At 45.7% G+C, this 14,160-nt stretch carries 13 protein-coding genes; 6 read left to right on the forward strand and 7 right to left on the reverse strand.

All coding sequences use genetic code 11. The features are described 5' to 3' along the window. Positions 1–36 precede the first annotated feature (36 nt). Complete coding sequence (locus GLV98_RS10130) at positions 37–390, reverse strand: glyoxalase superfamily protein (protein WP_160914725.1); 354 nt, start codon at positions 388–390, stop codon at positions 37–39. A 213-nt stretch (positions 391–603) separates the two neighbouring features. Between GLV98_RS10130 and GLV98_RS10135 the strand changes: the two genes are divergently transcribed. From GLV98_RS10135 to GLV98_RS20125, 5 genes are all read left to right on the forward strand, one after another. Continuing rightward, complete coding sequence (locus GLV98_RS10135) at positions 604–1,173, forward strand: glycerol-3-phosphate acyltransferase (protein WP_160914727.1); 570 nt, start codon at positions 604–606, stop codon at positions 1,171–1,173. Beyond that, positions 1,170–2,759, forward strand: a complete 1,590-nt coding sequence (locus tag GLV98_RS10140) for a GNAT family N-acetyltransferase (protein ID WP_160914729.1) — start codon at positions 1,170–1,172, stop codon at positions 2,757–2,759. Before GLV98_RS10135 ends, GLV98_RS10140 begins: the two co-directional genes overlap by 4 nt. After that, positions 2,756–4,549, forward strand: coding sequence for an LTA synthase family protein (locus tag GLV98_RS10145; RefSeq protein ID WP_160914731.1), 1,794 nt, complete (start codon positions 2,756–2,758; stop codon positions 4,547–4,549). Before GLV98_RS10140 ends, GLV98_RS10145 begins: the two co-directional genes overlap by 4 nt. Positions 4,550–4,919: 370 nt before the next feature. Further along, entirely contained in the window at positions 4,920–5,756 is an 837-nt protein-coding gene (locus GLV98_RS10150; RefSeq protein ID WP_160914733.1) for a protein-glutamine gamma-glutamyltransferase, read from the forward strand. A 117-nt stretch (positions 5,757–5,873) separates the two neighbouring features. After that, positions 5,874–6,056: a YjcZ family sporulation protein gene (locus tag GLV98_RS20125; protein ID WP_237417107.1), complete on the forward strand. Its 183-nt coding sequence runs from the start codon at positions 5,874–5,876 to the stop codon at positions 6,054–6,056. A 113-nt stretch (positions 6,057–6,169) separates the two neighbouring features. Here the strand turns inward: GLV98_RS20125 and GLV98_RS10160 are convergent, their stop codons facing one another. From GLV98_RS10160 to GLV98_RS10180, 5 genes are all read right to left on the reverse strand, one after another. Beyond that, positions 6,170–8,101 (reverse strand): fructose-1,6-bisphosphatase, encoded by a 1,932-nt coding sequence (locus tag GLV98_RS10160; RefSeq protein ID WP_160914735.1) that lies wholly within the window; start codon positions 8,099–8,101, stop codon positions 6,170–6,172. A 165-nt stretch (positions 8,102–8,266) separates the two neighbouring features. Further along, positions 8,267–9,547, reverse strand: coding sequence for an MFS transporter (locus tag GLV98_RS10165; RefSeq protein ID WP_160914737.1), 1,281 nt, complete (start codon positions 9,545–9,547; stop codon positions 8,267–8,269). Between the two features lie 76 nt (positions 9,548–9,623). Beyond that, positions 9,624–10,766 (reverse strand): winged helix-turn-helix domain-containing protein, encoded by a 1,143-nt coding sequence (locus GLV98_RS10170; protein WP_160914739.1) that lies wholly within the window; start codon positions 10,764–10,766, stop codon positions 9,624–9,626. A 66-nt stretch (positions 10,767–10,832) separates the two neighbouring features. Continuing rightward, a complete protein-coding gene (locus GLV98_RS10175; protein WP_160914742.1) occupies positions 10,833–11,228 on the reverse strand; it encodes a nuclear transport factor 2 family protein in 396 nt (131 codons plus the stop codon). A gap of 166 nt (positions 11,229–11,394) precedes the next feature. Then, positions 11,395–12,390, reverse strand: a complete 996-nt coding sequence (locus GLV98_RS10180; protein ID WP_160914744.1) for an NADPH:quinone oxidoreductase family protein — start codon at positions 12,388–12,390, stop codon at positions 11,395–11,397. 161 nt (positions 12,391–12,551) lie between these two features. Between GLV98_RS10180 and GLV98_RS10185 the strand changes: the two genes are divergently transcribed. Next, positions 12,552–13,136, forward strand: a complete 585-nt coding sequence (locus GLV98_RS10185) for a TetR/AcrR family transcriptional regulator (RefSeq protein WP_160914746.1) — start codon at positions 12,552–12,554, stop codon at positions 13,134–13,136. Between the two features lie 82 nt (positions 13,137–13,218). Here the strand turns inward: GLV98_RS10185 and GLV98_RS10190 are convergent, their stop codons facing one another. Further along, complete coding sequence (locus GLV98_RS10190; RefSeq protein WP_160914748.1) at positions 13,219–14,103, reverse strand: NAD(P)-dependent oxidoreductase; 885 nt, start codon at positions 14,101–14,103, stop codon at positions 13,219–13,221. Positions 14,104–14,160 lie beyond the last annotated feature (57 nt).

Below are 14,160 nucleotides of genomic sequence, written 5' to 3' on the forward strand. Positions count from 1 at the left end.
TCTAAAATAGTATGTCAGGATTGCTTTTAATGAACGTCATTTCTTCGCATTCATAAATCGAAGTTCATTTCCATCCGGATCGCTGATCCTTACCATACGGACCCCTTCCACCATTTCATAGGGAGGATTCACTTCAAGTTTTCCCTGCGGCAATGTTTCATAAAAACGGTCGATATCATCGACGAGGAAATGAACCAAACCACCCGGCTGGCAATCTCCTTCATGGGCAGTTAGATAGAGCACATCACCTTCCCTCGAAATCTGCATGAATACGGGATAACCAGGTTCAAAACGGTGCTCCCAGTCCACTTGAAATCCGAGAGCCTCTACATAAAAAGCCTGACTCCTTTCCTCATTTGAAATTTTCAACGTCGGAATGACCTTCTGCATCCGCCTTCCCCCTTATAAACAAAACTATTATCTTCTATTATAAAGAATATTTTCTAAAAGAATAGCTGGTGAAAAGCAAATCTTTTGTCATCTACCCAATATTTTGAAATAATTGTAAAATGCCATGTGCCAACGTATAAATTTTCCATATCATGAAACGATTTATAGATCTGCATCGTATGATAGATGATGGAAAGGACGAGGGGTGAGGACATGTGGATTTGTCCGATTATCAGCTATTTGTTTGCTGGAATCAATGGCGCATACGTGATGACGAAATATAAGCTTCAGGAAGATATTACAACGCTTGGAAGTGGAACAGGGGGAGCAAGAAACGCAGGCAGAATGGCAGGTAAACAGGCGTTCATTTGGACCGTGGTCATCGATGCACTGAAAACCATTCTTCCTCTGAGCCTCGCTCTTTACCTAAGCGTTTCCCCTGTCATCGTTGCGGCGATGATCATCGCTGCGGTTGCTGGCCATATTTGGTCCATTTGGCTGAAGGGGTGTGGTGGCAAGGGTGTCGTCACCTATCTCGCCTGCACCCTTGTGCTGGAATGGCCGGGACTTCTGACCTTTGGTGTGTCGGCTCTACTCGCCAAATCCCTTCCCATCTCTTTTTCAAAACTGATGGTAGGCGCCATGTTCATCCCTGTGGTCAGTGCCTTTTTCCGAGGAAATCCGGCTGTAAGCTTCGGACTCTTAATTGGATATGGATTAGTCGTCCTTTCTCATCTCATTCCTGTCCATCCCGGCATCAAGAAAGAGGAGGAACATCTATGAAACAACCGTTCATTTATAAAGTGGCATCAACAGAAGAAGAATACGAACAGATCCATCAGTTGAATTACGCCACCTTCGTCGAGGAGATTCCCCAACATAACCGTAACGAATCTCGTAAACTCACAGATCAATTTCATAATGAAAATACATATATCATTGCAAAAAAAGAAGAGGAAGTCATTGGCATGATTGCCGTCAGAGGCGATCGTCCCTTTTCTATCGATCATAAGCTACCGGATATCGATAAGTATTTGGAAGAGGGGTCCATCCCCTGTGAAATTCGTTTGCTCTCGGTGAAAAAAGAATACCGAAAGCGGACAACCTTCTTCGGTATGATTGACCAGCTGGCCAGTTACTGCCTGAAACAAAAATTTAATGTTGCGCTCATTTCCGGTACTGAACGCGAGCTCGTCCTGTATCGAAAACTGGGTTTCGAACCGTTTGCCCATACGGTAGGGACGAAAGAAGCGCCATATCAGCCGATGAAGCTGACGAAAGAGAAATTCGTCAAGGCGACACAGGCGTATCACCGCATCCTCGCCCGCTACGAACCGATCTCTTTTTTATCCGGTCCTGTTCCGATGGAGGAAGACGTGGCTCAGTCATTGAGCGAATCGACGCAGTCCCACCGTTCAGATGAATTTTTGGAGCTGATGAAGAGTGTACAGTCTCTGTTAACCGAGAAAACGAACGCGACTCATGCTTCCATTCTTGTCGGAACAGGGACACTTGCCAATGATGTGGTGGCCCAGCAAATCAAGCAGCTTGAAGGGGAAGGGCTGATTTTGTCCAATGGAGAGTTCGGAGAGCGGCTGATCGATCACGCCACAAGAGCAGGCCTCCCTTTTCATACCATCCAAAAAGAGTGGAACACAGCCATCTCCATGGAGGATGTCCGTTCCGTGCTGGATGAGCATCCGACCATCCGCTGGATATGGACGGTCCATTGTGAAACCTCCACCGGCTATTTATGCGATCTCGGAGCATTGAAAGAATCAGCTGCCGACTATGATGTTCACTTATGTCTCGATGCATGCAGCTCCCTCGGCGTCGATGACGTGGACCTTCATGGTGTGTACCTGGCTTCCAGTGTGAGCGGAAAAGGACTTGCCTCTTATCCCGGCCTTGCGATCGTCTTTCATCATCACAAACCGTTTCCAAATTCCACGATTCCAAGATATTTGGACTTAGGATTGTACGCGTCAAAGAAAAGCACACCCTTCACCCACTCATCAAACGCTCTTTTTGCTTTGAAAAAAGCACTGGTGCTTGGTGAATCAAAGAAGGCTGATTGGATGAATCTGCTGCGGTCGGAATTGGAAAACCAAGGTTGGACGGCTATTGGGGACAAGACGTACTCAAATGGGATCGTCACCATCGCCCTCCCCTCCACACTTTCTTCCGTCACGTATGGAGATCGTTTGAAGAAGCAGGGGATTCTCGTCAATTATGAGAGCAGCTATTTGCAAGAGCAGAACTGGATGCAGATTGCCTTGATGGGAACAGTCTCTCATGTAAACATCACCCGGTTACTTGATGCCATGAACCGTTTGAAGGAGAACGAACAGAAAAGGGTTTCTTCATGAAGCCGTACACGGGGCTGATCGCCTTTTACTGGGTCAAAATCGTGCTTCTTATGTACATCGGTTTTCAGCTGCAGCCGACTCATTGGCCTGGACACCTTGTGATGATTCTGACCATCATCGGTCCTGTCATGCTTCTTTTCAGCGTGCCGCTCTTTACACCGGATCGGCTCAGGAAGTGGGTATTTCCAGCACTCTTGTTTCTCATCACGTTCTGGATGTATGCCCATCTCCTGTACTATCGTTTTTATGAAGACTTCATGACTTTGACGATCTTCCTTCAAATTGGGAATGTCGGCGGTTTGAGCCGCAGTACGTGGGAGCTCTTTTCCCCGTGGGATCTGCTATTATTTATTGATATTTTTGTGATCGGTTGGGCGATGTTCAAAAAGGAAACATTCCAGCTGCCTCCGAAAAAGCGGTACCTTGGAGTTGCAAGCCTTCTGACCATCACCATGCTTGCGGCCGGCCTTCTCTACAAGCCGTATGTGCTCACAGAGAATTACAACCGCACCCAATTTGTGCAGACGATGAGTTTGTTTACCTATCAATGGTTCGATGTCGGGCACTCCATCCGCTCCCCGCTTTTTAAATGGATGTCAGACCCTGGCGATGCAGAGCCGATGCAGGCCTACGTCAAGGAGCAGGAAAAGGAAACGACAGAATGGTTCGGGGAAGCTGAAGGAATGAATGTCGTTTTCATAGGGTTGGAATCCGTACAAAACTTTGTGCTGGACATGGAGGTCGACGATCAGGAAGTCACCCCGTTTTTAAACGAAATCAAGGACGAGAGCTTTTATTTTTCCAATATATATGAACAAACCGCCCAAGGGAAAAGTTCCGATGCCGAGTTCATGATTGATACCGGCCTCTACCCGCTCGACGGCGGTTCCGTCTTCGTCCGCCGGCCAGACAATGCGTTCCACGGTCTTCCGGAGATTCTCGGAAACTACCAATCAGCCGTCTTCCACGGCAATGAGCGTTCGTTCTGGAACCGGACGGAAATGTATGACACGTTAGGCTATGACCACTTTTTTTCAGAAAGAGATTATAAGGTCACCGAAGAAAACTCCGTCAACTATGGCCTGGAAGACCGCCATTTCTTTGAGCAGTCGGTACCCAAATTGAAGGAATTGGACACGCCCTACTTAGCTAAATTCATCACGTTGACGAACCACTTCCCTTTTTTGCTCCATGAAGAGGATCAGACATTTGAAACGGACGTGACCTCAGAACCCGTTGTGAACCGCTATCTGTCAACGGTCCACTACTTGGATCAGTCCGTTGAAACTTTTATGGAGAAATTGAAAAAACAAGGCTTGTATGAAAATACGATGTTCGTCCTTTATGGGGATCATTACGGGATCTCAACGGAATACGAGGAGGGTCTATTTGAACTACTCGATCAGCCAGAGACGACCTTCTCTCACATCAAGAACCAGCGCGTCCCTGTCCTGATCCATATTCCAGGACTCCAAGGAGAAGCGTTTGATGAAGTTGCCGGCCAAATCGATATCCGTGCGACCGTTCTCCACCTGCTGGGAAAACGGAGCGCAAACTATATGAGCTACAGTGAAAACTTGTTGACCAGGCAGCACGACGCCTTTGTCACCTTCAGAAACGGTAATTACATCTCTGAATCTACCATGTATATTAAAGGGCAATGCCTGGATACAGAAAAAGGTACTCCCTTATCCAATCAGGATTGTGAAGAAGGAAGAAGCAAAGCCAGAAGCGAACTGCAGCTCTCTGATCAAGTGATCAAAGGGGATTGGCTGCGGTACAAAGATTAAGGAGTCATGAGAACATGACTCCTTTTTTCTTGTGTGTGTTTCATGTTTCTCGCGCGCGGTCCTCTGCTTCTTGCGCGCGGTCCCTGTTTCTCGCGCGCGATCCCTGCTTCTCGCGCGCGGTCCCTGCTTCTCGCGCGCGGTCCTTGCTTCTCGCGCGCGGTCCCTGCTTCTCGCGCGCGGTCCTTGCTTCTTGCGCGCGTTCCTCTACTTCTCACGCGCGTCTCACTCTTCCTGCGCGCATCTCACTCTTCCTGCACGATATACATTATTCACAGCCCAGCCCATAGGACAGCCTCTACACATCTTCCCCAGCACTCATGAATAAGATAGGTACAAGGACAGATGTTTCACTTCACAAAGGAGGAACCGTATGATCCAGGTATCCGGGATGCCGTTTCAACCCAGTGATTCGTGGAAGCCAGATCAAATCGAGACGACAATCATAAAAGCTTTACAGAAGACTCCGAACATCTACTCTTTTTCTTCGGAAAAGGAGCTTCTATTTGAGGTCAGAAGCAGAAAAAATATCATCCTTAGTGCTAAAGAAATGAACGATGGAGAATCAACCTTTGCTACTTTTCGTACGGCGCGTTGCAACCCTACGTATTGGCAGCTGACCAGAGCCGGCGGATTCTTATTGAGACGCCAGACCTCCCCCGCTGCTGCGATCCGGGATATCTTCACAAACAGCGAACAGTATAAATTCGAATGTGCGACCGCTTGTGTGATCAACTTTTACCACGGCCTCCTGAAAACGATGGGCGATTCTTCCTTCAGCACACTCTTTCCAAACCTCTACTTATACAGCTGGCACACCGATGATGATCTAGGGTTGTATTCAAATTTTGTGAATCATTATATACCTGGAGATGTTGTGTATTTCAACAACCCTGATGTGAATCCGACCACTCCATGGTTCCGGGGAGTCAATGCAATCGCAATCGGAAATGACGAGTTTTTCGGCCATGGATTCAGTATCCGGACAGAAGAAAAGATGATTGAAGCGCTGAATACGAAAAGGAAGGAAAACAGTCAGCAATCAGCTTATTTGACGAGCTTGATCACCCGCCCATCTTTCCGGCCATTAGCCAGATTCTCTGCCGGACGTACGATCCATAAAACGAGGCCATTCATCGTTCACCATAACAAGACTTCCGTTTCCTTCAGACAGTATCTTTATGAATTGACCTATAGACCGAAGTATTGAAAACACCTCTTTCGTGTACTCGTGACATGCACCCATTTTTAAGGTTGACGGGCTCAACTTTTTGTTAGGCGAGTACAATATAGTGACAAAGAAACAAAACGAAAGGGATGTTTTCACATGGAAAATGTAAATGCTCCGTACACGATGGGTGCAAACGTAAACGCGCCATATATGGGTGCGAATATGCCTCACATGCCCGTTGCTCCTATGTATCACTGCCGCCCACGTCGAAACAATTTTGTTTTGATCGTGGTGTTGTTCATTCTATTGATCATTGTCGGCTGCAGCATTAAGTGGTAGACCATGCTGATTCCGTCCATCTGAAGAAATTCTCATGGCCGGCCGCATGACACAGATGAAAACCTAAGAAAGGACGAAGGCTTTGAATGAGCCTTCGTCCTTTTTACATCGCCTTACTTCATATATTTGTATTCCATCAAACTGTTCAAAATATAAATCTCCTGCAGCAGTTCTTCCCCGACGTTCGTCTCGAGAACTTTCTTCCTCTCAAGCTCTTTATCTACCAACCGCTTCACAGACAAAACATCCGTTCCATCCCGCAGTACTTCTTCCTTCGAGTTGAAGCGTTTATGGGCGACAAGCTGCATGCCGAAAGAGTTATACAATAGAGTATAGCCGGCAATACCTGTGGTTGATTGATAGGCTTTAGAAAATCCACCATCTATGACGACCATCTTTCCACCAGCTTTGATTGGGTTTTCCCCCTCAATTTCTTTGACAGGCGTATGCCCATTGATGATATGGCCTTGGTCTGGATTCAAGTCGAATTCAGCAAGAATCTTCCGGCAGACATCTTCATCTTCCCGCAGATAATAGTAAGGATTTTTCCTCTCTTTGTGAGTGGATTTATCAGAGATGAAGTAACGCTCGAACGTCGTCATTTCCCTTTTGCCGAACAGGGATGAATACTGCCCTGTCCACAAATACCAGACCATATCAGTCGCGAGGTCATCCGTTTCTTTTGGATTCGCAAACGAATGGCGCAAGTAGTGCTCAAAAATATCAAGCAGCTCACGCCCAGCATAGGATTTGTCCTCGATCGTCATCTTTTCCATATTGCCTTCTTCATCAACCGGGATACACCCGTGAATCAATAGGTTTCCGTTGTATTTAAGATACAGGCTGCCCTTTTTCATAAGGAACTTCATGTGTCTGGCAAGCTTCTCTGAATGCTGGATGGAAAACAACAGCTTCTCGATCACCTGTTCTTCTTCCTCAAGAAGACGATTCGGATCTTCAGGATCGATCGTTGAAAAGCAAGGATTTTCAAGCGGATAGGTTTCCCCGTGGAGGGTGATTTCCTCCCGGTCATAATCCACTTTTTCAAGCAGCAAGCGCTCAGACATGTTGAAATACGGACGCCTCTTAATGATGGAACTCTCTAGTTTGAACTGAATCATCGCGATTGCCTGATGCATTTTCGTAATCTGCAGCTGCTCTTGGTCTGACGGTTTGTCATCGGTATGGATCTTAGGTCTGAAGGCAGCATGATCTCCATAGTATCTCTCGGCAAGGTTGAGCAGCGGCCTCAAGTTGATCCCATACGCATCTTCAATGATTTCCAGATTGTTGTAGCGGGCACAGATGCGGAGGATGTTGGCGAGACATACTTTCGACCCGGCAAAAGCACCGATCCACAGGACATCATGATTGCCCCACTGGATATCGACCGACGGATAATGAATGAGGGTTTCCATGATCTTATCCGGCTCCGGTCCCCGGTCGTAAATATCCCCGACGACATGAAGGTGGTCCACTACCAGTTTTTGTGTAGCATAAGCAAGCCCACTGATGAGCTTGTCCGCCTGTCCCAGGGAAATGACTTGCTGGACAATTTTTTTATAATACGATTCTTTATTTGTGATGTCATCCGTTTTATAGAGAAGTTCTTCTATGATATAAACGAATTGAGTAGGCAGGGCTTTACGCAACTTGGAGCGCGTGTACTTGGAAGAAGCATAGGAAATGAGCTTGATCATCCGGTCGATCGTGTTCGTGTACCACACTTCCAGATCCTCATTATTATCAAAACCGTTCTTAATCAACTTAATTTTTTCTTCCGGATAAAACACAAGCGTCGCGAATTCATCCAATTCTTTCTCTGTCAACACATCTTCAAAAAGATCCCTGATTTTCTCTTTGACTCTCCCAGAGCCATTCCTCAGCACATGTTGGAACGCCTGATATTCGCCATGAAGGTCACTGACAAAATGCTCGGTTCCTTTTGGCAGGTTAAGGATCGCTTTCAAATTGATAATTTCGGTGACCACTTTTTCTTCGCTGTCATATTTTTGAGCAAGTAAGTCTAAGTATTTTGTATTCAAGGTTATGTATCCCCTTTCAAAATTCACCATGAGATCATTAATAAAGACGAATTCTCTGACAAGCCTTGCTATTCCATTTAATTATTTCAAAGGATTCTTTTTAAGACAATACTCTTTGATAAAAAAAGAGGGATTTCCCCTTTTGGAAAATCCCTCTACCAGAATTCATGGATTGGAATTCGCTTGAATTCCTCTCCTCTTCACCGTCTTATTCGCATGAGGTCGTGCCCGCTTCCATATCAGATTCTGGAAGACTATCCCTACGAACCCGACACCCAATAAGCAGAAGCCGATCATTCGAAAAGCCATCGTTACACCGAACTGGTGAATGAGCAGACCGCCAAGTAACGGACCAATGATGAACAACAGACTCAACGTGGAGTCGACAATACCCGATACCCTCCCGATGGCTTCTTTCGGGGGCTCTTTCTGGATCAGATAGTTCACGGCAGTAAAAGCGAGACCATTTCCTATTCCTCCTAACAAGCCAAGCCCGATGACTACAAAAAGAAAGGTAGAGGCGTTCAGAAAGCCGAAACCACCGGTCATGACACCGATGAGAAGGCTCGCTGTCCCAAAGAACCAGCCGTATTTTTTAATATCATCCAATTTATTTAAAGCAAGGACCACGAGAAGCGAACCGATCCCGATGGCGGAAATGACCCAGCCGGTTAGCTCAGCTCTTTCAGGATAGATCTCACTGAATAAGGTGACGAATTGCGCATCAATCATCTGGATGGTCAATGTCGTGACAATTCCGAACAAAAGGCTCGCCGTCAAAATCCGGCTATTGAGCACATAGCTCCAACCTTCTTTCCACGACGTCCAGAACCCAACATCCTCCCCATGTTTACCTCCCTGTTCATCCGCCTCTTCCTTCTTAGGACGAATGAACAAAAGAATGACTCCGGAAAGAAGAAAAGAAGCACTATTGATCGCGATCGAGAAAGACGGGGAAAACGCTGTGGTCAGGGAACCACCGATCAAAGGGCCTACCACTTTTACGAGTTGAAACAAGCTGCCGTTGATCGTTACCGCCTTCATAATCTCTTCTTCATCTACAATCCTTCTTACCAGTCCCTGCTGGGCAGGCAGACTGATTGCTCCCGCCGTATTTCTCAGGAAAATAAATGCCAGTGCAAGGAATGGGAAAGGAGTGAAAACGAGCGCCAAAGTTAAGACTCCGCGAATCCAATCAGAATAAACGAGGATTTTCAGCTTATCCTTACGATCCGCAAAAACACCCGCGAACTGTCCAAGCAATATGCTGGGAATGGCATACATCACAGGAATCAATGCGATCAACAAAGGATCTGCCTTCCACGTATAACGAAATAAAATCAATACAGCCACAAAGTCCAACCAATTCCCTAAATTGGACAGCGCATTGGCTGAAAAAAACGTAACAAAATTCCTGTTTCTCCAAAGTGAGTGTTTCTGTTTCATTACGATACCTCCCCGTTATCTCTCAAAACTAAGAATAACGGAGAAATATCAGAGGAATATCAGAGGCACCTTTTTTTCAGTTCAAATAGCAATCCAACTTGGATTTGATGTGAGAGGTCAACTCAGAAAACCGATACTCGGAGGCATAGTCCTGCCACATTTTTTTGTATGTAGGGAGTAAGTCACTCTCCTCCCGGAATTCTTGGATGAAAAAGAGGATGACGTTCAGGCTGATCAGAAGTCCTGGAATATATTTCGCTTCCTTGAAAAGCTTGAACCCTTCTTGAAAGAAACGATCCGCCTTGGATTCTTCATGATTCAAAAAGCAATGGACACCTTTCATAATCACAAACGTCGCTTGTTCACGCGAGTAAGGATACTTCTCAAGCGTCCCTTTCACTTCTTCCATCTTTTCCTCAATCGCCTTTTTTTCGTTTTTCAAGAATGCTAGATAGAGTTCGGTTAATAGAATCAAAGGAAACATATGCTGTAACCCTCTATGTTCGACTTCCTTCTTGGAAGCACTGAGCTGGACTTCTGCTTCATGAAGCCTTTTGGTAAAGATCAAAAGGCTCAACCGGTTCAACAACCTTATTTCTGCCCTGTGGGATTCGGGCAGCTTCTCTTCCGCTAGCGCCTTTTCAAAAAAGTGAAGGCTTTTCTCTTTATCGGGTTGAATGTACGAATAGATGTGAAGCAAATAATAACAGACATCCCAAAACGACCGTTCACCCTTGAGGAACCACTGAAAATCTCCCTTCATGAAATGGAGATAACACTGGTTCTCAACATCCAGTTCAAAACCGAAGATATCCTGATTTTCCTCCAGCACCTTCAAAGCTTTTCCCTGCCCGTAAAGGTGGTACTTATGAAAAAGCACTTTCGCACTGGAGGCAACTTCCTGGTCTTTGGTGAGTGGGCTCCGATGAACTTCCTCATCCACTTTTAATAAATATCCCTTCCCCCTGACTGTGGCGATATTCAGGACAGAAGATAACGGCATCAGCTTTTTCCGCAGACGATAAATATGGTCATCAACAGTACGGTCACTCGGATTCTCCAAAGCCCATACCGCATCAAGCAGGTCCCCTCTTGAAAACACTTGAAAAGGTCGTTCCCATAAATACTGCAGCAACTGATATTCTTTTGGCAGCAAAAAAACTTCCTCTGCGCGATATTTCACTTTCAGCTCATGATCGATCCATTTTAATTTTTCCATATCTCCCACCTTCACTTATCCAGATCCTTCTCTTTATCATTCCAGGCATTCATCACAACAACAGGTCTAGAAAGCACCATTTTCATTCAGTGAGTCTTCCGGAATCGGTTGGCCGACATCCCACAACTCAACGATTTGTCCGTTCTCAAAGCGCATCATATGGACGACGGCCACTCCAGTGTCTTCCTGCTGTTGTTTAATATGAGAATGGACGACCACGATATCTTTCTCTTCGATTGCCCGATGAACCTCTAGCGTTTTATGAGGATTTTTGGAAGCGTCCTCTTCCATCGCCACCATGAGTGAATCCGCATCACCGCGAAAGTAGGGATTGTGGTGGGAAAAACCCGGAGAGATATACGTTCGATACGCTTCTCTTACCTCTCCATCTGCCACTTGCTTTAGAAAAGAAACCGCTCGTTCTTTGTTGGTACTTGCTGTATTGTTCTGTTCAGAACTCATATAAAAACATCCCTTCATCCATTTAGATATGTATCTTTCAATTATTTCAAACGCTTTCCAAATACTCAAGATTTATGAAAAAAGCGTAACCTTTTGAGAGGTTACGCTTTCCATATGGTTTGACTTTTCCAAGATAAAAAAGATACGCTCCCGCCCTGTCAGCTTTTTAGGAGAGGATGTTCACAACCGTTCTTCCTCTCACCTTTCCTTGTAAAATATCTGACAAAGTATCAGGAAGCTCTTGTAGAGAAACTTCCTTTTCAATTTCTCCTAAGTCATCCGGCTTCAGGTCTGTAGCCATCCTCGTCCATAACTTCTCTCTCAAGTCTTTAGGACAATAAACGGAATCGATGCCGAGCAGATTCACCCCTCTAAGGATGAATGGGAACACTGTTGTCGGCACTTCAACTCCAGCCGTCAATCCACTTACAGCAACAGCACCACCATATTTCGTGTTACTGAGGACAGATGCCAATGTTTTTCCTCCCACGGGATCGACGGCACCTGCCCACTTCTGCTTTCCAATTGGTCGGATTTTCTCCGGAGTCACTTCTTCTCGGGAAATAATCTCTTCAGCACCTAACGTTTTCAAATATTCGTGTTCCGACTCTTTCCCTGTACTAGCGGTCACATGGTACCCCCGTTTGGCGAGCATCGAAACAGCCATACTGCCGACTCCACCAGTGGCGCCGGTCACAAGAATCGTTCCGTCTTCAGGTCTGACGCCGCTTTCTTCAAGGCGGTGGACAGAAAGAGCAGCCGTAAATCCTGCAGTACCGAAAGCCATTGCTTCTTTCAACGTCATATTGTCAGGCAATGGCACAACCCAATCCCCCGGCACTCGAGCGTATTCGCTGTATCCACCATAATGGGAAACACCTAATTCGTAACTCGTAACAACCACTTCGTCCCCTTCTTGATAGCGGTCATCATCCGATGAAACGACCGTTCCGGCAAGGTCGATGCCAGGTACAAAAGGATACGATTGAACAATTTTTCCATTCGGAATACTGGCCAGCCCATCTTTATAGTTGACGCTGGAATAGTGAACACGAATCGTCACATCCCCTTCCGGGAGATCATTTAGACTCAACGATTCCACATTCACTGAAAAATCTTCGTCCGTCTTGTTCACAACAAGAGCTTTGAATTCTTTGGACATTTGCAAATTTCCCCTTCCGATAAATGATTGAAAGCTTATGAATCTATCGTAAATCATTTTATACTGACCGGTCAATTTATTTTGACCAGTCAGTATAAAAGATTCGTCATCTTTGCTACGATCTTGTATAATGGGAAGGAATATCCTATGGAGGTTGTAACATGGCACAAAAAGCAGAAAAGAGACGAAAGCAAATATTGAAAGCCGCCTTCCAAGCCGCCACTGAAAAAGGCTATGAATCCGTGACCCTACAGGACATCGCTGATTATGCGGATGTCAGCAAAGGGGTCACCAACTATTACTTTAAAAATAAATCCGATGTTTTCACGCAATTGTTTGAATGGATTACCTCGCGCATCTATGAAAAAGAAGCCGCATCCATCAGTGAACAGGAAACGGCCCTCAAAAAGCTTGAAGCCTACATCGACCGTGTGTTCATCAGTCCAGAAGAAAATAAAAACTTCTACCGTGTGTACCTGGACTTTTTATCCCAAGTGAAAAATAACGACTCATATAAAGAGATCAACCAAAAATTCTATGAAAACTGTTGGTCCATCGGGAGAGAGATCATCCAGCAAGGACTGGAAGAAGAGGTCTTTGAAGTTGAAGATGTGGAACAAACCGCCATCAGCATCCGTTGTATGATTGACGGCAGCCTGATTCAATGGTTGATGAGAGATGATGATCAATTGCACGATTACTACCGGAGGACTTGTTACGAGTCTATTCTAAAAATTCTTAGCTAAAAAAAATAAAGCGACCACTTCCGGTCGCTTTTTTCGATATGATCAACTATAACTTTCATATGATCTTTCTTATTCACTTTTTCTATGAGACCGGTGTCATCATTTGATAGTACTTATACAACGCCTGCGTCCCATTATTTTCTCCACCAGCTTCACTCAATTCCTCATAGAGCTGCTTCGCAAGTTTCAAACCAGGGACAGGGATCTGCATGTTCTCTGCTGAATCAATGGCGATCTTCATATCTTTGATAAAATGCTTCACATAGAAACCTGGATCAAAGTTCCCATCGATCATCCTAGGCCCAAGATTAGACAACGACCAGCTTCCAGCCGCTCCGAATTGAATGCTGCTCAGCACCTTCTTCGGATCAAGGCCTGCTTTTTCAGCATATGTAATCGCCTCACAGACGCCCAACATACAGGATGCAATCGCAATTTGGTTGCTCATTTTCGTATGCTGGCCGGCTCCCGCTTCGCCTTGGAGGACAATATTTTCGCCCATCGCTTGAAAAACAGGAAGGATTTCTTCAAACTGCCCCTGATTGCCACCGACCATGATGGTGAGTTTTCCGTTTCTTGCTCCAACGTCCCCGCCTGAAACAGGAGCATCATACGCAAAAATATCCTTGGCTGCCGCTTTTCCAGCAATCTCCTGGGCCAAATCCGGAGAAGACGTGGTCATATCGATCACGTAGGAACCGGGCTTCGCATTCTCTAAAATCCCATCACCACCGAAATACACTTCTTCCACATCGCTTGGGTAACCGACAATCGTAATGATGACATCGGAATGCTCCGATAAAGCAGCCACACTTTCGTTCCAGTTGGCCCCTTCAGCTAAAAGGTCGTTCGCTTTTTCCTTCGTACGTGTAAATACGTTCAGCTCATATCCAGCCTTCATCAAATTGCGCGCCATGCTGTTTCCCATCACACCGGCGCCGATGAAACCAATGGTTTGTTTCGTCATCTACCTCTCCCTTTCTTTTATAAACTTATCTCAAGTATAGCAACTTCAACACTTGAT

The sequence above is a fragment of the Halobacillus litoralis genome, assembly GCF_009856415.1.
GTDB classification, from domain to species: domain Bacteria; phylum Bacillota; class Bacilli; order Bacillales; family Halobacillaceae; genus Halobacillus; species Halobacillus litoralis_C.

Excerpts from the sequence above, each read along its gene's own strand:
- GLV98_RS10190 (WP_160914748.1), bottom strand. The coding sequence starts at position 14,103 with ATGACGAAACAAACCATTGGTTTCATCGGCGCCGGTGTGATGGGAAAC.
- GLV98_RS10175 (WP_160914742.1), bottom strand. The coding sequence starts at position 11,228 with ATGAGTTCTGAACAGAACAATACAGCAAGTACCAACAAAGAACGAGCG.
- GLV98_RS20125 (WP_237417107.1), top strand. The coding sequence starts at position 5,874 with ATGGAAAATGTAAATGCTCCGTACACGATGGGTGCAAACGTAAACGCG.
- GLV98_RS10145 (WP_160914731.1), top strand. The coding sequence starts at position 2,756 with ATGAAGCCGTACACGGGGCTGATCGCCTTTTACTGGGTCAAAATCGTG.
- GLV98_RS10150 (WP_160914733.1), top strand. The coding sequence starts at position 4,920 with ATGATCCAGGTATCCGGGATGCCGTTTCAACCCAGTGATTCGTGGAAG.
- GLV98_RS10135 (WP_160914727.1), top strand. The coding sequence starts at position 604 with ATGTGGATTTGTCCGATTATCAGCTATTTGTTTGCTGGAATCAATGGC.
- GLV98_RS10165 (WP_160914737.1), bottom strand. The coding sequence starts at position 9,547 with ATGAAACAGAAACACTCACTTTGGAGAAACAGGAATTTTGTTACGTTT.
- GLV98_RS10170 (WP_160914739.1), bottom strand. The coding sequence starts at position 10,766 with ATGGAAAAATTAAAATGGATCGATCATGAGCTGAAAGTGAAATATCGC.
- GLV98_RS10140 (WP_160914729.1), top strand. The coding sequence starts at position 1,170 with ATGAAACAACCGTTCATTTATAAAGTGGCATCAACAGAAGAAGAATAC.
- GLV98_RS10180 (WP_160914744.1), bottom strand. The coding sequence starts at position 12,390 with ATGTCCAAAGAATTCAAAGCTCTTGTTGTGAACAAGACGGACGAAGAT.
- GLV98_RS10130 (WP_160914725.1), bottom strand. The coding sequence starts at position 390 with ATGCAGAAGGTCATTCCGACGTTGAAAATTTCAAATGAGGAAAGGAGT.
- GLV98_RS10185 (WP_160914746.1), top strand. The coding sequence starts at position 12,552 with ATGGCACAAAAAGCAGAAAAGAGACGAAAGCAAATATTGAAAGCCGCC.